Raw genomic sequence first — 19,854 nt, forward strand, 5'->3', positions numbered from 1 at the left:
GAGGCTCAGGTCGTTGCCGGTACTAGGGTTGGCCTAGGATTGGGCATGGTCTCCGGCGGCAAGCCATAAATGGAGTTATAGAGGGCATTGTAGGCTAGTGCTGATTTTGTCCAGCTAAAGTCCTCGCGCATACCCCGCTGCTGGAGGGTGTGCCACTCCCGTTTGTAGCGATACCCTTCCCAAGCCCGCACTAGACAGGTGTAGAAGTCAAGGGGTTCATAGCGGTCAAAGCAGTAGCCCGTTCCCGTTTGCTTCTCGGGGTCATGGTGAAAGACGGTATCCACAAGGCCACCGGTACGGCGCACAATTGGTACACAGCCATAGCGCAGGGCAATCATTTGGGCAATGCCACAGGGTTCAAATCGGCTCGGCATAATGAAGGCATCGGCACCGCCATAGATCCGCCGCGACAGGACATCACTGTAGAGCAACTGGACACTACAGCGCCCCGGAAACCGTGAGGCAATTTGCCACATTTGGGTTTCGTAGTAGCGATCGCCCGTTCCCAAGAGGACAAACTGGCTATCGGTGTAGGCCAAAAAGCGATCCAGCACCTGAATCAACAGATCCAACCCCTTTTGCTCCACCAAGCGGGTGACCATCCCCACCAAGAAAGCACCGGAGTTCACCTCCAACCCCAGTTCCTCTTGGAGCGCAATTTTGTTGGCCTTACGCCGCTCGAGGGTATCTACGCTGTAGTTTTGCACAAGGGCGCGATCGGTACTGGGATCAAAGACCTCTGTATCAATACCATTGAGAATGCCGGAGAGCTTGCCACTAATAAACGACAGCAGCCCTTCCAATTTTTCACCATATTCGGGGGTTTTAATCTGTTCGGCGTAGGTGGGCGAAACCGTATTGACGCGATCGGCATACTGCACGGCTGCCGCCATCGTATTGTGCCCCTGCATGTACCACGGACACCAAGTAATTTGCTCGAGGCGCCACCGCCAAGGCCCTTGATAGGCCAAGTTATGGATTGTAAACACAGTGGTAATGTCGGGATCCTGATGCATCCACACTGGGATCATTCCCGTGTGCCAATCGTGGCAATGGATAATCTGGGGCTTCCAGTAGTTCCAAGCAAATTCTGCTGCCCCATTGGCAAAGAAGGTGAACCGCCAGTCCTCATCCTCACCGTAGTAGATGCGGCGGGGATTAAAGCAGGGATGGCCAAACAGGTAAAGGGGAACATCCGACCCCGGCAACACGGTTTCATAGACATGGAACGTCTGAAACATGGCATGGCCAATCCAGATGGGATCCTTGGGGATCTCCACCTTGTCGGGCAAGAAGCCATAGTAGGGCATAAAGATGCGCACATCATGTCCCATGCGGCGTAACACCTTGGGCAGGGAACCCACCACATCTCCCATGCCCCCCACTTTCGCCAGCGGTGCCGCCTCAGCAGCAACAAATAGAATTCGCATGATCCTCCTGAACCTGTTTTTTGGCCAATTCTAGGGCAACGCAATTGCCGTTAACCTACCACAAGTGCGGGACAATTTGGCGTACGATCGCCCTTGATACGTCTTTGGAATTGACAATCCCTATGACCGATTCTCCCCTCGTGCAACGGGTCAAAGAAGTTCATGAGCAGGCGCGTCTGTTGGCGACGCTGGATGCCACTGCCCGCAATGATGCCTTAGAACAGGTAGCCTGTGCCCTTGAGGCGGCGCGGGAGGAGATTCTGGCGGCCAATGCTGCCGACTGTGAGCAGGCCAAGGCCAATCAGCTCAATCCTTCTCTCTATGCGCGGTTGGAACTGAGTCCCAGTAAACTAGCGGCGGCGATCGCCGGGGTGCGTCAAGTGGCGGCCCTTGCGGATCCTCTAGGTCAGCGCCAACTCCATCGCGAATTGGATACAGGCTTAATTCTCAGTCGCGTCACCTGCCCTTTGGGGGTGCTGGGGGTAATTTTTGAAGCGCGTCCCGATGCCGTCGTGCAGATCGCTTCCTTGGCAATTAAATCGGGGAATGGCGCCATTCTCAAGGGAGGACAGGAGGCGAGTCGCTCTTGCCAAGCGATTATGCAGGCCATTCACAGAGGGCTAGAGAAGTCGGCAGTGCCCGCTGGGGCGATCGCCCTCCTGATGCGGCGGGCAGAAATTACGGAATTGCTGCAACTCGATCAATGGGTTGATCTGATCATTCCGCGGGGTTCCAATGAATTTGTACGTTATATCCAGAACAACACGCGGATTCCTGTGCTGGGGCACGCCGATGGTCTGTGTCATCTCTATGTGGATGTCGCTGCGGATCTGGAGAAGGCGATCGCCATTACCCTCGACGCCAAAACCCAGTACCCTGCCGCCTGTAACGCCATTGAGACGCTTCTTGTCCATCGGGGCATTGCCGAAGCCTTTTTACCCAAAGTGGCTGCTGCCCTTGAGAAAGCAGGGGTGGAATTGCGGGGGGACGGGATCGCCTGCCACCTCGTGCCCATGACCCTTGCCAGTGAAGCCGACTGGGCGACAGAATACTGCGATTTGATCCTCTCCATCAAAGTCGTTCCCGATCTCGATGCCGCGCTGGATCACATTGCCACCTATGGATCGGGGCACACTGAAGCCATTGTTACCGAGGATGCCACCGCCGCCGCCCGTTTTCTGCAAGAGGTGGATGCCGCTGGCGTTTTTCACAATTGCTCCACCCGCTTTGCCGATGGCTTCCGCTATGGCTTTGGCGCTGAAGTCGGTATCAGTACCCACAAATTACCGCCGCGAGGCCCGGTGGGGCTAGAGGGATTAGTCACCTACAAATACCAACTGGTGGGGAATGGCCACATTGTGGCAACCTATAGCGGCGCCAATGCCAAACCCTTTACCCATCGTGATTTGGAATCCTAACGAATTTAAGGGATTGTTAAGCAACAAACAAAGCCAATTTGTCTGTTTCAGAATGGAGATATAGGGCAATTGTGATTTAACCACCGTGCAGATGATGACCGCTGCAAACTTTGCCTATCCAGTCTCCGTTGGAAATGTATTGCGTGCTTTACCCAGTGTTTGAGCAAAGGAGCAGCCTGCGTTTGTCAACGGACAAGTCTGACTTGGGAATTGCGTGCAGTTAGGTGATTCACAGATTCACGATAGCAAAGGGAGCCAAAGACACTCAAAACTTTAACGGCTCAAGCACTGCTGTTGCATCCCCAGAGGGACAGCAAACGGCAATTTAATCAATGAAACTTAATGTTTGGGAGCATAACAATGACTCAATCTATCCCTAGACCAACCAGTGAAGTGACCCATCGGGAAACAGCGTTTGTTTTAGAACTGAATTCCTTGAGCTGCAAAGACCTGCCACTGGTAGGGGGCAAAAACGCTTCTTTGGGGGAAATGCTCCAACAACTGACGCCCAAAGGCATTAATGTCCCCGATGGTTTTGCGACCACGGCCTATGCCTACCGTTACTTTATTCAAGCGGGAAATCTTGATACCCAACTGCGGCGGCTCCTTGAAGGTCTCGATGTCGAGGATGTCACAGAACTCCACCGCGTGGGGCAAGCGATCCGCTCGCTAATTTTGCACACGCCGTTTCCCCAAGAATTGACGGATGCGATTGCTGCCGCCTACCAAAAAATGTGCGATCGCTATGGCCCAAATACGGACGTGGCGGTTCGCTCCAGTGCCACCGCTGAAGATTTGCCCGATGCTAGCTTTGCCGGTCAGCAGGAAACCTACCTCAATGTCCATGGTCTCAAGGGCGTTCTCGATGCCTGTCATCGCTGCTTTGCCTCACTCTTTACGGATCGGGCGATCTCCTACCGCCAGATCAAAGGCTTTGACCACTTCAATGTGGCCCTGTCGGTGGGGGTGCAAAAAATGGTGCGCTCCGACTTGGCCTGCTCTGGTGTGATGTTCTCCATTGACACGGAAACAGGCTTTAAGGACACAGCGCTGATTACTGCCGCCTATGGCTTGGGTGAAAACGTTGTCCAAGGTGCCGTCAACCCCGATGAATACCTTGTCTTTAAGCCAACCTTGAAGGCGGGCTATAAACCCATCTTGAAAAAAGCCCTCGGTACCAAGGAAATCCGCATGGTCTATGCCCTTGGCGGGACGAAGCTCACCCGCAATGAACCCGTGCCTGAGCCACTGCGGAAACAATTTGCCCTCAGCGACGAAGAAATCCTCACCCTAGCCCGCTGGGCCTGCCTCATTGAGGAGCACTACTCTGCTCTGCGGGGTACCTATACACCGATGGATATTGAGTGGGCAAAGGATGGCCTCACAGGTGAACTCTTTATCGTGCAGGCGCGCCCCGAAACCGTCCAATCCCAAAAAGCCACGAATGTCCTGCGCAGCTACCATCTTGAAGCAAAAGGGACGTTGCTCGCCACAGGTCGGGCAGTTGGCGAAATGATTGGCCAAGGCCGTGCCCGCGTCATTCTCAACGTCCGCAATATCGATCAGTTCCAAGCGGGGGAAGTGCTGGTGACCCATCGCACGGATCCCGACTGGGAGCCCATCATGAAAAAAGCCAGTGCCATTGTCACCGATCAGGGGGGACGCACTTGCCATGCGGCGATTATTGCCCGTGAGTTGGGCATTCCTGCCATTGTCGGTTGTGGCGATGCCACCGAAACCATCCCCAATGGTGTTGAGGTCACAGTTTCCTGTGCTGAAGGGGAAGAGGGGCACGTCTATCAGGGATTACTGCCCTTCCATGTGGAGGAAGTGGCTCTGGAAAATCTGCCGCGGACCCGCACCCAAATCTTGATGAATGTGGGTAACCCCGAGGAAGCCTTCAGCTTGGCGGCAATTCCCAATGATGGGGTGGGGTTGGCACGTATGGAGTTCATTATTGCTAACCACATTCAGACCCATCCCTTGGCGCTGTTGCACTACGATGAACTGACCGATGAAGGGGCAAAACGGAAAATTGCCGAGCTGACTCAAAACTACACCGACAAGGCGGAATACTTTGTTGATAAATTGGCTCAGGGGATTGGGGCGATCGCTGCCGCCTTTTATCCCAAGCCTGTGGTCGTGCGCATGTCCGACTTCAAGAGCAATGAGTACGCCAACCTCTTGGGCGGTCGCCAGTTTGAACCCCATGAAGAAAACCCAATGATTGGCTGGCGGGGCGCTTCCCGTTACTACGACCCCAACTATGCCGAAGGCTTTGCCCTTGAATGCCGCGCCATGAAGAAAGTCCGCGATGAGATGGGGCTGACGAACGTGATTCTGATGATTCCCTTCTGTCGTACCCCAGAGGAAGGACGGCGAGTGCTGGCGGAGATGGCTAAACATGGGCTGAAGCAAGGGGAAAATGGTCTGCAAGTCTATGTGATGTGCGAACTCCCCAGCAACGTGGTGTTGGCGGATGCCTTTGCCGAAGTCTTTGATGGCTTCTCCATTGGCTCCAATGACCTGACGCAACTCACGCTGGGGTTGGATCGCGATTCGGCCTTGGTGGCGCACCTGTTTGATGAACGCAATGAAGCGGTCAAACGCATGGTGGCGCAAGCGATTCAAACGGCGAAGGCCAAGGGGCGCAAAATTGGCATCTGTGGTCAAGCCCCCAGTGACTATCCTGAGTTTGCTCAATTCTTGGTAGCGCAAGGGATTGACTCCATTAGCCTCAACCCCGACTCCGTCCTGAAGACGATGCTGCAAATTGCTGAGGCTGAACAACAGGCCTAGAGTGCACAACCCAGTGACAACGCCTAAGCTGAGGGCAGAGAATTGAAGCCGCGATCGCTCTGCCCTTTTCTGTGGGTAACGCCAGCAAGTAGGATCAAAGGAATCAGGTGGAGAATATTGGCGTGGACATAGCAGCAATTCAGGAACTCATTACCTCAGCGGATGTGGGCGATCGCCTGCGGGGCATTAATCAACTGCGTAGCCTTGACCCCAACGATGCCTTTCGGCTCATTCAACCCCTCAGCCAAGATGAAAATTCCCGTGTCCGCTACGCTGCGGTGAGTCAAATTGCCAGCCTTGGGCACGTCAATCTCAATCAAGCCCATGACCTGTTGCGCGATCGCCTGCTCCATGACAGCGAAACGGATGTCCGTGCTGCTGCAGCGGATGCGATGGCTGCCCTACAAGTTCCCTTTGCCCTTGAAGATTTAGAAACGGCCTACCACAGTACCGATGATTGGCTGTTGCAGTTTAGTATCATTGCCGCCTTGGGTGCCCTAGGCAATCCTGCTGCTGTTGGGCTGCTCACGGAAGCCCTCAATAATCCCCAAGAATTGGTGAAATTAGCCGCCATTGGTTCCTTGGGTGAACTGAAACAACCAGAAAGCATTGTCCACCTGCGGCAGTTTGTCGAGTATCCCGATTGGCAAGTCCGCCATCGGCTAGCGATCGCCCTTGGCCAAATTGGCACTCCAGAGACTCGCCCCCTGCTGGAACAGTTGACCACTGATTCTGCGGAAGCGGTTGCCGAAGCGGCTCGCACTAGTTTGGCTCAGTTAACTACTTAACACCCGTGGGTTATACGCTACCAGTTTTTGCGGCGGCGGCGGCGGTGGCGGCATTGCGTTGCCTTACGGAAGGAACCTGTCCCAAGGAAATCACCCTTGCGCTGCTACGCCCCAATCGCTGTGAAACCTTTAGGATTGCCCAAGGGGCATGCTTAGATGACCAACAGGCTTTGGCCATTACCTACAGTGAACCCAGTGATCCCCTTGATCTCACCCGCCATACCCCGATCTGGGCTTGGGTGCGCTGGCAAGACCCTGCAACTGCTCCCAAAATTTACATTGAGGGGGGCTTTGGGGTGGGGCGCGATCGCGCCACGGGCGAGGCAGCTATCTATCGCTATGCCCGCTTGTTGTTAACCACTAACCTGTTGCTCTATTGTCCTAAGGAGCGGGCGATCGCCGTCACGATTCTCCTGCCCCAAGGGCGAGATTTGGCAGAGCGCACCTCGAATGCGGCTTTTGGCATTGTTGAGGGACTCTCCCTACTGGGAACCACTGCCTTAGCACAACCCCTCACAGCCTCGGAGCAACTGGATCGCTATCGCGAGGAATTAGCCCAGAAAGCAGCAAAATCTCCCATCCTCGTCTTTTGTATTGGCGAGAACGGCCTTCAGGTGGCGCAGCAACTCCAGATTCCCCCTTCCCTGTGTGTAAAAACTGCCAATTGGCTAGGGCCAATGCTGGTGGCCGCTGCTCAACACAAGGTTCAACAGTTGCTCCTCTTGGGTTACCACGGCAAATTAATTAAACTCGCTGGCGGCATTTTCCATACCCATCACCACCTTGCGGATGCTCGCCACGAAATTCTCACCGCCTTTTGTGCCCTTGCAGGCTTAGACCCAGAGACTCTGCATCAGGTGTGGCAAGCACCAACGGTTGAGGCTGCCCTCAAATTTTTAGCAACAATGGCTCCCCAAGCCTTACCTGAGATTCTCAGCCACATTGCCAACCGCATTGATGAGCGCGCCATTACCTATATCCATGCCCATTGTGCTGCTCCCATGGGGCGGTCATTACAGGTGGGATGTGCCTTGTTTGGGCGCGATCGCCAAATTATCGCCATCAGCGAGGCAGGAAACCTAATTTTGACAAGGATTAGGCTATACTAAGTGAAAGACTCAATAAAATCTGTACCAGCACTTATGAATACAAACTGCCATGTTCTGATCACGAATAAGTCCAAGCTATAGCTCATATTCTTGAGTAATATTCATGACGCTTTGAGTATAGCCTATCCCTCTTGAAAATATCTCATCTCCTTTCGAAATGGCTATACAAGGGCTGTATTGCAGAAAGCTCTACCCAAATGAGATGCTAACTTCATCCCAGCGGCCTGATGGTGCGATTGTCTTCAACTCATCAATAGACTTAAATTTTCTACCCTGTTTAATTTCTTGAATAATTTTTTCAGCTTCTTTAAGCTCTAACCTCGGAACACTCTTGGCAAGATTCTTAGCGTTTTTATAGGAGTTGATGCGCACAGATTTTTGTGGATTTAGATTAGTCTTTGTCTCTTTAGAGATATGTTGCTGCAATTCACTAAATTTGCTTTTCAGATTATCCAATTCTTGGAAAATTTTTTCTAGAAAATTTACAATAGCCTTATTTTGGTCATTTAAGCTCTTCTGTAACTCAGAAAATAATTTCATAACTGATTGGGAATCTTGATCAACTAAGTTACTTCTCTCTGATTCTTGTGAATAAGAACCATCATCTTTAGAATTTATTTGCAAGATAGATTTGAATCTTTCTTGGAAGGTTAGAACTTCTTCATCTTCAAGCTCAATTCTTGATGCCCATAATTGATGGATACCCAATTCACGGGCAAATTCAACTATCTCCTTGCCGAAGACAACTTCATACGCTGTCTCACCTTCTGGTGTAGTGACTGGACGAATAATGAGGGGGATGAGGTTGGTTTTATATTTATCTAAGTCTTCACGGATCAGTTGTGGTGAAGCAGAGAATAAGTCTTTGGGGTAGGTCTCTGGTACTGTCAGATAATCAATATGAATCTGACCCTGATGTGTCTGATGTAAGCCGAGGTGCTTCGAGATGTGATTGGAGTGACTCATACTCTATGATGCCTGAGTAAAAAGATAGCGAGCTAAATTTTCAAATGAAGTCGTTAAATCATCAATCGATTCTTTATCTGATCGATCTAATTCTTCATAAAATTTTCTACTAAATATCGGTTGCTGAGACTCTGTGGCTCGCAACATCACAACTCGGTGTGCAATCCATGTTGATTCGGGTAGAATTTGCACGGTCTGTCTGCCATTGGCTGCTTTTTCAAGAATATTCGACAACTTCTCTTTCATCTCATAGTTAGCTGCCGATGTTGTACGATTATACATACTCACAGCGATTCCAAGGGGTCGAGGCGGAGTTTCCATGGCATCCCTCATGGCCTCAAGGCGGGCTAGAACGTACTCTATTGCCCGTATAGGGTAGGGGGCAAATTGCGTCGGTATGAGTACCCCATCAGACGCCATTAAAGCAATGGCATTGACTTTACCAAAGGCGGGTGGTGGATCAATCAGCACAATGTCATAGCCATGATTTTTGAGTTTTCGTTGTAATACTCGATCAATATCAATCGTGCTGATGAGTGCGGGTTCCTTGTCAGCTAGGCGAATGTGGGCGGGAACAATGTCAAGGTGTAGGTTGCCCCAAGCTCTTTGATAGACCACATCTTCTAGGCCAACCTTTGGCTCTAGCAATAGGTCAGCAATATCCTTCTTGCCTTGCTCTTCTACATCTTTGAGAGGGTTAATGCCGACGCCAATGGTTAAGTTAGACTGTGGGTCAATATCAATCAAGAGAACTCGCTTACCCATCGTGGCAAAGGCAGCACCAAGATTGAGGGTTAGCGTTGTTTTGCCAACGCCCCCCTTGTGATTAAAGACGGTAATGATCATGGGTGACTCCTTAGAAGTGGTTGAGGAGATAGAAAAACTCTTTGCAAGTGCCTTTTCAAAATAATGATAGACTTTGAGCCTTTGCTGGGTTAAGGCAGTCACTAGAGCAGCGGCTGCAGAGCGGTGTAAAATTTTAGTCAGTTTCTGAATGGTTTGTTGATCGAGGATCCCTGAAGCACATGTCACCTGCTGAAGTGGTTCTCTAAGGGGATTTTGATACAAAAGGTGGTATTCTCGGCCATTGGTGAGTAACCCAAAAACAGCCTGCGCTGCTTCCATGTAATACCTCAATTGCTGGCCACCCGTCAGCCGGGACTGCGCTGGAGTTTTCACCTCAATGATCAGATAGTTCAGGGGGCGATCGCCCGCCATCGGTAAGGTCACCAAAAAATCAGGGTAGCCCTTTCCAATTCGAGGTTTGGCTTGATACTCAGAAGACTGATAGCCCCACTGCTTGAGCAACGGTAGGATAATTTTCTGTTCCGTATTTGCTTCATTGCCCATGGGAAGCCGCTATGCAGGGAGCGCGCTCAGAGGCATATCCAACAAAATTATCCTTGACAACAATAAGCAATTCAATTTGCTAACAAATCTTTATAATGTGATCTAAATATGATAAGTACATTGTGATTCTCCCTTAAGCCAAGCGTGCCAGCCAGTCTGGCATTTCCCACTCCAGTATATTTTTGGGGGTTTGAAGCATGACTTCTTCATACTCTGGATTGAATTGATAGTCACCTGCGATCAACTGCTGAGCATCGTGACTGAGTAACTCTTCAAAGGAATTGGCAAGAACTTCATAGCTACAGTTTTCATCACAAACCTCGATCACCTGCCCGATCGTCCCTGTGGGCGCGGGGTCAAGGTTAATGTATCGCAGAATGTCACCATTCATACAAGTAATTGGAATCCAGTGGGGATGATAAATCAACGGTTTCACCGCCCCTTTGATAAAAATAACTTGGGAAGCCACCCGATTCTTCCAAAAGGAAATGCTAAAGAAATCAGGGTCTTGGCAACTGCGGCCAATGTCTTGATCTAGTTCGTATTGCTGGATGATGTCATCGCAGGAGAGGAGCTTATTCCCATCTCCAAGTAGTGCCCCGACTATACCAGATTCGCCATTGTGCAGACTGAGGAATTCTTTGAAGCAGGGGGGCAGTGGTAGGCCAATGGCAGACTCCACTCTGGCAATTTCAGCAGCACTAGCGGGTGGGTTCAGTCCTTCTAGGACGTTTGGCGCATGGTTTCTCATCCAGTCAAGGATGATCGCTAAGCTCTCATGAATGCTCATCAGTGATTCTCCAGTGATACTTTCTGGCAGCAGGCAGAGACATACCATTCTTGTCACAAAGACACTCAAAACTCTGAAAACCGGTACAGAAGAGAATCGCATCCCCTTCATGTACGCCACATTTCAGAAAAGAGCTGTCGCACAATAGCAATAGATGCTTGAGGTGAAGCAGATGCCCTCTCTACGTTATCTCGATGCTTTGGAGTATGCCGCTGTTCTGCATCGTGAACAAACGCGCAAGGGATCAAATGTGCCCTATATTTCCCACTTAGTCGCAGTATCAATGATCGCCCTTGAGTATGGTGCCGATGAGGATGTGGCGATCGCCAGCTTGCTCCATGATGCTGTTGAAGATCAAGGGGGACTACTGACCCTAGAGGCTATTCGTGAGCGTTATGGCGATCGCGTTGCTGCAATTGTCCGTGCCTGTTCTGATTCAGTGGCCAATACCCTAGAAGGAGATGCAAAATTGCCTTGGGCAACTCGCAAACTAGCCTATATCAAACACATTCAACAGGGCACCACTGCCGATCGCGACACTCAACTGGTCTCCGCCAGTGATAAATTGCACAACCTACTGTGCATTCTTAGAGACTATGGCAACATTGGTGGTGATGTTTGGGCACGTTTTCGGGCGGGTCGAGAGGGGGTTCTTTGGTACTACCGCGAGTTGATTGCTGCCTTTGAGGGTGCTCATCTTATTCCTCTAGGCCTGTTAGAGCAGTTGCAACACACCTACCAAGAACTGACCCGTGCCGTTGTGAGTCGGGAGGGCTTTGTGCTGCCGTCTAGTTATGTGCCTATGGTATAGGCCAAGGGTGGTGCTTCCCTAGAGTCTCCGCAGGAGTAGTATCATGAAAGCAATTTCAAGCCCACTGGCGTCACCAAGTTAGGAGCATCAATCAATGGATGGCTTTTGGGAAAATGTCCTGCGCTACCAACGGTATTTTGTTACGGTTCTATTGGGCGTAGTGTGGAATGTCGTTGAGCCATTGGTGCCTCTTTTGAAGCGTCCGCTGAGCGCGATCGCCCTTATTGGCCTCATGGTGGGACTCCTCACATTTGTGGCATTGACGTTACGCGCAATGTTGGGTTTAACCGCTGCATAAGGTGGCACGATGACCTCTTCCCTGCCCATCAAGGCACAAATTGACCTGATTTTGCTGAGTCTCGAAGCCTTGGCTCATGTGGGTTCGGCAGAGGTACTGGCATTGGCAGAAGCCATGGGGTTTGAGGCCTATTTGCCCGATCGCGTGGGGTTATGGCGACTGCGGCAATCAAGTCCCCTGCGGCGAGGTCGTAATGGGCGACGCAAATTGGATGTGGATGAAGCCCGTGCCTTGGCCTTGATCTGCACCCGCTTAGCGCAGCAACACCAGCAAACCATCCGCACCGCCATTGAACGCTGGCAACAGCAGACGAGTCAAGGTCGCCCGCCCCACTTAGAACCCATTCTCGGGGATTACATTGACCGCTTCACCAATTTGTATCAAGAGCGAATGGCCGACAACAGCAGCGATGGTCGTGAATTGGCACAACTGGCCTTAGATTTACTCGTGGATTTGCTCTTTTACAGTACGCCCCAAGGGGCACGTCGCCTTTGGATCACCCTGCTAGAACGCACTACTCCCGCGCCCCCCTCGCTATCGTTGGTGGAACCTGAACCAATCCCTGCACCAGCTCCTGAATTGCCCACCCTGTTTCCCCATTCCGATGTCTAATGAGTACCACCCTCAGCTACTCTCAACCCACCTGCCAATTGGATGTTGCTGCTGAATTTTTGCCCTTCACTCAGAAGCTGCGCCGTGCGCCGGTGCGATCGCTCCACTTTACACTGGCTGTCGGAGAAAAACTCTGCTTTGAGGGTAACGATCGCCAGCTCTATCAACTCAAAACGCTGGTCAACGAGTATATTGAGGCTTTCTTGAGTCATCACCAAACACCGACAGAAGTAACCGCAGAGGGCTTTGTCCTGCGATCGCGATCGCCCCTCGAACATGAACTCCATCTAGCCGATGGGCGGGTAATTCTTCTGCAACTGACAGAACTATACGATTTGGTGACGGTTCTTGATGACTGGTCTGCCGTGATGGAGCCGTTGCCGGAACTGGTGGGGCGCGCCCAATCAACTGTTGCTCAAATCCCAATCTGGGCCAAAAGTGCAGCGGTGGCCGTGGGTGTGGTTGCTGCCTTTACCCTTGTCACCCAACGCTGGCTCATCCCCCCCGCTTCAATGGTCGTCACTTCCTCTGAGGCCACCCGTGAGGAACCTAACTTGCCTCCCCTAGCAATGCCATCCCCTTTGCCAGAATTGCCAGAACCTGCGGAAACCCCACAACTGGCTCCCCTACCTAGCCCGCCGCCAGCTGCCCCTGAAACATCTACCCTTGTGCCGCTGCCCTCGCCGCCAGAAATGCCGCCCCCAGCGATCGTGCCACCCCCGCCCCCTGTTGCCCAAGAGGCACCTCCCCCGCAACCCCCTGATCAAAATAATGTGGTGGTGCAAGCTCCCGCTGACCGCGCGCCCGCCGGTATTGAACCTGCCCCAATGATCACCCCTCCAGCCGAAACCACCCCCGTCCCTGCAACCACCCTGCGGGAGGTGAAAACCTATTTTCAAGACCGTTGGCGCCCGCCGGCTAGTTTAGACACGAGTTTGGAATACCGCATTGTGCTCAACCCCGATGGCACCCTTGCTCAAGCGCTGCCCCTCAATGGTGCAGCCGTTCGCTTTATTGATCGCACCCCAATTCCTTTACAGCAAAGCCCCCTTGCCAGTCCCTTTGGGGGCGATCGCCCGATTTTACTGCGGTTAGTGTTGATGCCCTCTGGAAGCGTGCAAGTGTTTGGTGAAAATTGATGTTCTATGAGGCACTTGAAGAGACGGCGGGGGTAATCGTCGCAATTTCCTGCAAGCGTTTCTTGACTTCGGCGGCGTTGGGATAGCGTTCCCGAGGATCAGGATGGGTCAAGCAGTTAATTAAATCCACCATTAGCGGATCCAAATGGGGAATGTCCTCGGCATAGAGACGATATTCACGGGTGCCCCAGCGGAAATAGGTCTCCGGTTCATAGCCCGTGAGCAAGTACACCATCGTTGCCCCCAAGGCAAATAGATCTGAAGCGGGTTCGGGTTTTCCCTCCTGCTGTTCTGGCGCCGAATAGCCCACTGTCCCAATAAATGTCCCTGAGTCAGAGGTCAAGACAGAGGCTTTGCCCCAGCCCACAAGCACTAGATTGGTTGTTTCCCGCTTAACGTAGGGATGAATAAGATTGGACGGACGAATGTGCAAATGCAACACAGGGGGGTCTTGCTGGTGCAGCACCTCAAGCAATTCACACACAGGAATCAGCCAACGACTGACCTCAATCACGTTCATTGGCCCTTGTTCCTGAACCCGCTGTTTTAGGGATTGACCATAGATCATTTCTGAGACCAAGTAGGAATCGCTGCCGCACTGAAAGGCCTCCCAAAACTGGGGTAAGACCGGATGCTCGATTTTGCACAATTGCCGCGCTTGGCGCTGAAAGGCACGGATTTCGTTGCGTGACGCCGCAAGACTATGTCCCTTAATCACTGCCGTTAAGCCACTGCGCCAGCCCAAATAAATGTTGCTTTGACCAAGGGCACGAATAATCTGGTAGTTGCCGAGGGTTTTCCAGACGCGCAGAGGCACACCGCAGTCAATGCAAAAAACATCGTTCTCTTGGGCATGGTTGTGCTGGCAATCGGGGGGAGCACGCCACTCGCTGAGTAAATGAACCGGTAGTTGTCCTGTCACCGCAAACTCAGCCTCTTCCTCCTCTTCGGCGGTGGCACTGCTACTACTGGAGGTGGGGGTGCTTTCTTCAGCACGGGAGGTGGGTTCGGCGGCTGTGCCAATGGCTTCTTCTTCCCCTGAATAGGTGCCCTTCTCAACATCCACCAAGCGACCTTCGGGCAACGTTTCCATGCGGGCATTGGGAGTGGCAGGACGCTGATCAGAACCGAGGCGAATTTGAATATTGGGTCCAGAGCGTGCCAAGCGCAGGATGCCGCCATCCATCAAGGTTGCCTGCTGAATGCGTTTGCCATCCAAGTAGGTGCCGTTGGTGCCAAGATTGACCACTTCCCATTGCAAGCCATTACGACGGAGTTCCACATGGTGACGCGACACCACCGCGCTATAGAGCACGACATGATTATCGACTGCTCGGCCAATACGGATGACATTTTCATTCTCAAAGGTCCAGCTTTGGACTGGGGTGGCTTGAACAGGATGGAGTAATGTCAATGTAATCACGTTGTCTAACCGCCTCTTCGTACCTGAATACACTCTAAAGAACTAGGAGATGCGTTCATAGATAAAAGTGACTAAATCTCCCTTCCCTAAGGCAATGCGATCGCCCGATTGCAGGCGGTGACGATTGCCCGGATAAAGGGGAGTATTGTTAATGTAAGTTCCATTGGCACTGCCCACATCTTCAATATAGTGGGCATCCCCCTCAATCCGCAGATCTGCGTGGATACGGGAGACAATTTCTGAGTTGGGGAAGCCAGCCACATCAATATCGGGGGGAATGCGATCATTGGGCTTGCCAATATGAATGACGGGACGCCCGGTGGGAATTTGCAGTTCTGTACGAGTTTGCACATGAATCAGCTTGGCTTCAATGGTGGCAATCTCAACGGAGAAGACATGGGCCGGTGGTGGGGGCGGCGGGGGTAGCGTTGTCAGGCGGCCTTGATGGGCAGCGGCTGTGGGGGCAGCACTGGCTGTGTGTTGCATCACCTCTGGCATTGGGGGTGCGCTGACGGCAATGCGACGCAGATTGAAACCACATTGGCCACAAAAACTAGCCTCTGGTTGAACTGGGGCACCACAATTTGGACAAGGAGTCATACTGGGCATGGGCGAAAAGCACGCTTCACATTGAACAGCACCAACGGGATTGGGATGAAAACACTCGGAACAGATAATCATACAAATGATGCTCTATTCCACTGCCGATCCAACCAACCTAAGATTAAGGTCCCCATCGCTTATCTCTACTTCCCAGAGTAAAGCCAAAAAAGCTAGCTGCCTCTACATTTAGGTTAGCTTTTACACCCCAATTCTACACGGGTTCATTGCCAAACTGCTGCCCAGTGAGAATGATTAGAAACGACCACTGACATAATCGCGGGTTAAGGGATGCTGTGGCCTTTGAAAAAGTAAGCGCGTGGGGGCGTACTCAATCAGTTGTCCCACTGTCTGCCCCTGACGATTGGGTTGCAGGGCTAAAAAGGCTGTCCAGTCAGAAATCCGCGCTGCCTGTCGTAGGTGATGGGTTGCCATAATCAGGGTGTAGGTTTGTTTGAGGTGACACAGACACTCCTCCATGCGGCGGGTTGCAGCAGTATCAAGCCCCATGCAGGGGTCATCCAGTAACAGAATCTCCGGTTGCAGGGCGATCGCCCGCGCCAGACAAAGGCGTTGTTGCTGCTCTAGGGATAGCTCTAGTGCCGGCTCGCCCAAATGATTCTTCAGAGTTTGCCACAGATTCACCTGTTCCAAGGAAGATTGCACAAGGGCATCGAGATCCCCTTGATAGCCATGCACCCGAGCACCAAAGGCGACATTTTCATAGATTGATTTTGGAAAGAGACTCGGTTTGCTGAAAATCATCGGCATACGAGAGCGCAGTTGCGATGCATGCCACTCCTTGAGGGCGTGCTGCCGATAGCGAATTTCGCCAGTCACATGGAGATTCGGAAAAAGTTCAATAAAGCGGTTCAAACAGCTTAACAGTAAGCTCTTACCAGATCCAGAGGCACCGATCAACGTCACCAGTTGTCGTGGCTGAATCGTGAGGCTGACATCGCTGAGCAGTGGTTGACTGCGATAAAACACGCTCAGTTGGCGTACCTCGAGGAGGGTATTTTGACCAACGGCAATCGGGTCAACAGCAGTCATCAGCAGAACCTCGGCAGAGGCGTCACTACCACTCTAAACAGTAATGTTGGCCTACAGCTTAGCGTTCCTGAAGCTCCTCAGGGGAGGGATGGGCCGGCGCTGGCAATGAATCAGGAAGACCGCGGTGGGCAGTACGCTCAAAGCCATGCAGGATCACATAAAAACAGGGAATGAGAAAGAGGGTGAGCAGTGTTGCCACAGCCAACCCAGAAAACACAACAATGCCAAGGGGCTGCAAAAATTCTGAGCCTTCGCCTAGCCCCAATGCCAAGGGGAACATTCCCACCACCGTTGTAATTGTGGTCATCATAATTGGGCGCAGACGGGCAGGGGCAGCTTTGCGAATGGCTTGGCTATGGCTACAGCCTTCCTGTCGGTAAATCTCATTCGCTAACTCCACCATGATGATGGCATTGTTGACGACAATCCCCACAAGCAAAATGGCACCGACAATGACCGTGGCGCCAATGGCCGTCCGTGTCAGGTACAAGCCCCAAATTCCACCGGCCAAGGCCAAGGGAATCGTAAACATAATCACTAGGGGGTCAAGCAACGAGTTGTACTGTACCGCCATGACCACAAACACGAGAAAGGCCGCCAAACCGCCTAAGACCACTAAGGCCTGTTGCAATTGCTGATTGGCTTGAGCCGCCGTACTTGGCATCAGGGACACGCCCGGCGGAAACCCCAGATCGTTGAGAATGTCATTCACTTGGGCAAGGGCAGCACTGAGACTGGCACCTTCAACAAGATTGCCCGCTAGCATAAAGACCTGCTGCTGGTTAATGCGGCGGATTTCACCGGGGGCTTGACTGGGTTCGATGCGAGCGACATCCCCAAGGCGGAGGGGACGGTTATTGGCGGTAAAAAGGGGAATCGTTGTCAGGTCAGTAGGCGTTTGAATGCTTTCACTGTCTAGTTGGACACGAATATCCACTAGGCGATCGCCCCGTTGCAGGCGAGTGGGCACAAACCCCTCCAAAGCTGTTTGAATTGTCTGGCCAAGGTTGAGGGTATTCAGCCCCAGTTCGCTTACCCGCTCCCAATCTGGCAAAATTTGAATCTCTGGCTGGCGAGGATCCGCATCGGGGCGAAAGCGCACCAATGTGGCTTTTTCATCAAGGACTTGCAGCACTTGGCGACCAAAGCGGTTGAGGGTCTGCTCATCACTGCCCCGTAACATCACATCCACATCGGCACCGCGCACCGGCGAGTTGGTAAGAATAATGCCGCGCACTTGGCCAGGACTCAAGCGCAGCCGCACCCCTACAAGGTTGAGTTGATCAAGGGCTTTCGTCGCTTCCGTAATATAGCGATCCACGCTAACACCGCGCCGCAGAACAATGGTGCTATTAGCTCGCAGGGGATTGGCAATGGTATTCGTGCCAAAGAGGGCACCGCCAGTTGTGGTAAAGACCGCCTCCGTGCCCGGTTGAGCCATCAGCACCTGATCCACTGCCTCCATGACACGGCGACTGGTGGGCAGGGGGGTTCCCGGTGGAAAAATGGCCATGAGGTTAACTTGACCCGTATTAATGCGCGGCAGCAGTTCTTGGGGAATTTGCTGAGCCAAAAGCCAACTTCCTCCCCCTAGAAGGGCGATCGCCAGCCCCACCACCAGCCAGCGTGCCCGTAGCACTTGCCCCAAGGCCCATTCATAGCGCCCCGTCAGCCAGAGGAACTTTTCATTAAAAAGGCGAATAAACGCGACCTGCCGTAGGCGATTTTGCACCGGCACCCCCAAAAAGCGCGAGGCCAAGGCCGGCACGACCGTGAGTGCCACCAGCAGCGATGCGGCAACCGCAAAACTAATGGTTAGAATCAACTCATTAAAGAGCAGTGCAATCAAGCCCCCCAGCAACAAAAAGGGCAAAATAGCGACCAAGTTAGTGAGAGTAGAGGCCAAAAGTGCTGATTCGATGCCTTGGCTACGCCGTTTTATCTCCTCAAGGTACTGTTCTTGGCTCATGTGGTGGGGGTCAATATCCGCCAAGGTTTCTAACATCACAATGGCGTTATCCACAACGATGCCAACCCCAAGGGCGAGTCCACCCAAGCTAAACACATTGAGGGAGAAGTTAAATAGCCCCATCAGCAACATCGCGGCCATCGTTGACAGAGGAATGGCCAGCAAAATAATCAGGGTTTGCCGCACCGAGCCAAGGAACAGCAGCACCGCGATCGCTGCCAACAGCGTTCCCGTCAGGCCTGCTGTGACCACATTGTTCAGGGAATTGCGGATATAAACCGACTCATCAAGGACAGGAATGATCTGCGCATCGCGGGGCACGAGATTGGCTGCCTGTAGCTCGGCTAAACGCCGCTTGATACCATCGGCCACTTCCACCGTATTGGCTTCCGGCTGCTTGAGAATACTGACTTTAACGGCGGGCTGACCATTGAGCGTTACAAATACCCGTTGTTCAGCACTACCATCCACCACTTGCGCCACATCCCGCAGATAGACCCGCTGACCATTGGCGCCTGTCAGCACCACATCCTCAATTTCACTGGTATTACGAAACCGTCCCACTGTGCGGGTTAGGGGTTCTGCCATCTGGCCGCGAATGCGCCCCCCAGAGACATCTTGGTTGCGATCGCTGAGCGCCGTTAAAATTTGGTTCAATCCTACGCCCGTGGCCTGCAATCGGTTCAAATCCACAAGAATTCGTATTTCTTCGGTGGTGCCCCCAGAGACGTCCACCCCTGCCACACCGGGGACAATACTCAGTTCGCGATCCAAGTCCTCATCGGCAAAGACCCTTAACTCGCGGCCACTAAGGGTTTCTGAGGTCAGTGCAAACTCATAGACCGGCAATTGCGACGGATCAAACTTAAAGAGGCGCGGCGACTCAATAATATCGGGCAAGGTACTGCGGGCACGATTAAAAGCAGCAGTGGTCTCATTTAAGGCCTGATCAACATCGCCACCGGGTTCAAAAAATAAATCAATACTGACTTGACCTTCACGGGTTTGGGAATAGACCTGTACCACTCCCTCTGTGCGACTCAGGGCTTCCTCAAGGGGCTTGGTCACCTCCTCAACAGCAACACTAGGCACCACCCCCGGAATATCCAGCCGTACCCCAATGCGCGGGTACGTAATCGCCGGCAACAAATCCACTTGCAGCCGCATGAGAATAAAGACCGCCAACACAATGACAGTCAGGGTCAGCATCAGGGTGCCGATGTGGCGGGTCACCGCCAAGCCGCTAAAACTAAACCGTGGGGAGGTCATATCAGTTCAACTGGTGTAAACGTGATCCCT

16 protein-coding genes are annotated in these 19,854 nt (G+C 52.4%); 8 read left to right on the forward strand and 8 right to left on the reverse strand.

The annotated features are described in order from the left end of the window. Window positions 1-5: 5 nt before the first annotated feature. On the reverse strand, window positions 6-1,430 hold the full coding sequence (gene glgA / locus M0646_RS12355) for a glycogen synthase GlgA (protein ID WP_149821293.1): 1,425 nt from the start codon (window positions 1,428-1,430) through the stop codon (window positions 6-8). A 122-nt stretch (window positions 1,431-1,552) separates the two neighbouring features. On the opposite strand from glgA, the gene M0646_RS12360 reads away from it, so the two are divergent. The 4 genes from M0646_RS12360 (at window position 1,553) to cbiD (ending at window position 7,544) form a co-directional block, all read left to right on the forward strand. Next, window positions 1,553-2,848, forward strand: coding sequence for a glutamate-5-semialdehyde dehydrogenase (locus M0646_RS12360; protein ID WP_286625919.1), 1,296 nt, complete (start codon window positions 1,553-1,555; stop codon window positions 2,846-2,848). A gap of 360 nt (window positions 2,849-3,208) precedes the next feature. After that, window positions 3,209-5,647 (forward strand): phosphoenolpyruvate synthase, encoded by a 2,439-nt coding sequence (gene ppsA / locus M0646_RS12365; protein ID WP_286625920.1) that lies wholly within the window; start codon window positions 3,209-3,211, stop codon window positions 5,645-5,647. 122 nt (window positions 5,648-5,769) lie between these two features. Next, window positions 5,770-6,435, forward strand: coding sequence for a HEAT repeat domain-containing protein (locus M0646_RS12370; protein WP_286625921.1), 666 nt, complete (start codon window positions 5,770-5,772; stop codon window positions 6,433-6,435). A 5-nt stretch (window positions 6,436-6,440) separates the two neighbouring features. Further along, the gene (gene cbiD, locus M0646_RS12375; RefSeq protein WP_286649701.1) at window positions 6,441-7,544 is read left to right on the forward strand and encodes a cobalt-precorrin-5B (C(1))-methyltransferase CbiD; all 1,104 of its coding nucleotides are present in this window, start codon (window positions 6,441-6,443) and stop codon (window positions 7,542-7,544) included. 189 nt (window positions 7,545-7,733) lie between these two features. Here cbiD and M0646_RS12380 read toward each other — a convergent pair whose 3' ends face one another. The 3 genes from M0646_RS12380 to M0646_RS12390 all read right to left on the reverse strand — a co-directional run bounded on the left by M0646_RS12380 (window position 7,734) and on the right by M0646_RS12390 (window position 10,650). Further along, window positions 7,734-8,510, reverse strand: coding sequence for a hypothetical protein (locus tag M0646_RS12380; protein ID WP_149821303.1), 777 nt, complete (start codon window positions 8,508-8,510; stop codon window positions 7,734-7,736). 3 nt (window positions 8,511-8,513) lie between these two features. After that, the gene (locus M0646_RS12385; RefSeq protein WP_286625924.1) at window positions 8,514-9,860 is read right to left on the reverse strand and encodes an AAA family ATPase; all 1,347 of its coding nucleotides are present in this window, start codon (window positions 9,858-9,860) and stop codon (window positions 8,514-8,516) included. Window positions 9,861-9,993: 133 nt separating this feature from the next. Next, window positions 9,994-10,650 carry an SMI1/KNR4 family protein gene (locus tag M0646_RS12390; protein ID WP_286649702.1) on the reverse strand — a complete coding sequence of 219 codons (657 nt, stop codon included), beginning with the start codon at window positions 10,648-10,650 and terminating at the stop codon, window positions 9,994-9,996. A 172-nt stretch (window positions 10,651-10,822) separates the two neighbouring features. On the opposite strand from M0646_RS12390, the gene M0646_RS12395 reads away from it, so the two are divergent. The 4 genes from M0646_RS12395 to M0646_RS12410 all read left to right on the forward strand — a co-directional run bounded on the left by M0646_RS12395 (window position 10,823) and on the right by M0646_RS12410 (window position 13,510). Next, window positions 10,823-11,461, forward strand: a complete 639-nt coding sequence (locus M0646_RS12395) for an HD domain-containing protein (protein ID WP_149821309.1) — start codon at window positions 10,823-10,825, stop codon at window positions 11,459-11,461. A 94-nt stretch (window positions 11,462-11,555) separates the two neighbouring features. Continuing rightward, window positions 11,556-11,759 (forward strand): DUF751 family protein, encoded by a 204-nt coding sequence (locus M0646_RS12400; RefSeq protein ID WP_149821311.1) that lies wholly within the window; start codon window positions 11,556-11,558, stop codon window positions 11,757-11,759. Between the two features lie 9 nt (window positions 11,760-11,768). Next, on the forward strand, window positions 11,769-12,371 hold the full coding sequence (locus M0646_RS12405; RefSeq protein WP_149821313.1) for a DUF3038 domain-containing protein: 603 nt from the start codon (window positions 11,769-11,771) through the stop codon (window positions 12,369-12,371). After that, on the forward strand, window positions 12,371-13,510 hold the full coding sequence (locus M0646_RS12410; RefSeq protein ID WP_149821315.1) for a DUF4335 domain-containing protein: 1,140 nt from the start codon (window positions 12,371-12,373) through the stop codon (window positions 13,508-13,510). The genes M0646_RS12405 and M0646_RS12410 overlap by 1 nt, the downstream gene beginning before the upstream one ends. Window positions 13,511-13,514: 4 nt before the next feature. Here M0646_RS12410 and M0646_RS12415 read toward each other — a convergent pair whose 3' ends face one another. From M0646_RS12415 to M0646_RS12430, 4 genes are all read right to left on the reverse strand, one after another. Then, window positions 13,515-14,933, reverse strand: a complete 1,419-nt coding sequence (locus tag M0646_RS12415; protein ID WP_149821317.1) for a protein kinase domain-containing protein — start codon at window positions 14,931-14,933, stop codon at window positions 13,515-13,517. Between the two features lie 42 nt (window positions 14,934-14,975). After that, the gene (locus tag M0646_RS12420; protein WP_149821319.1) at window positions 14,976-15,614 is read right to left on the reverse strand and encodes an FHA domain-containing protein; all 639 of its coding nucleotides are present in this window, start codon (window positions 15,612-15,614) and stop codon (window positions 14,976-14,978) included. 174 nt (window positions 15,615-15,788) lie between these two features. Beyond that, complete coding sequence (locus M0646_RS12425; RefSeq protein WP_286625933.1) at window positions 15,789-16,586, reverse strand: phosphate ABC transporter ATP-binding protein; 798 nt, start codon at window positions 16,584-16,586, stop codon at window positions 15,789-15,791. Window positions 16,587-16,644: 58 nt separating this feature from the next. Further along, the gene (locus tag M0646_RS12430; protein WP_286649703.1) at window positions 16,645-19,824 is read right to left on the reverse strand and encodes an efflux RND transporter permease subunit; all 3,180 of its coding nucleotides are present in this window, start codon (window positions 19,822-19,824) and stop codon (window positions 16,645-16,647) included. Window positions 19,825-19,854 lie beyond the last annotated feature (30 nt).

The organism is Thermosynechococcus sp. B3, from assembly GCF_030323045.1.
In the GTDB taxonomy this organism is placed as follows: domain Bacteria; phylum Cyanobacteriota; class Cyanobacteriia; order Thermosynechococcales; family Thermosynechococcaceae; genus Thermosynechococcus.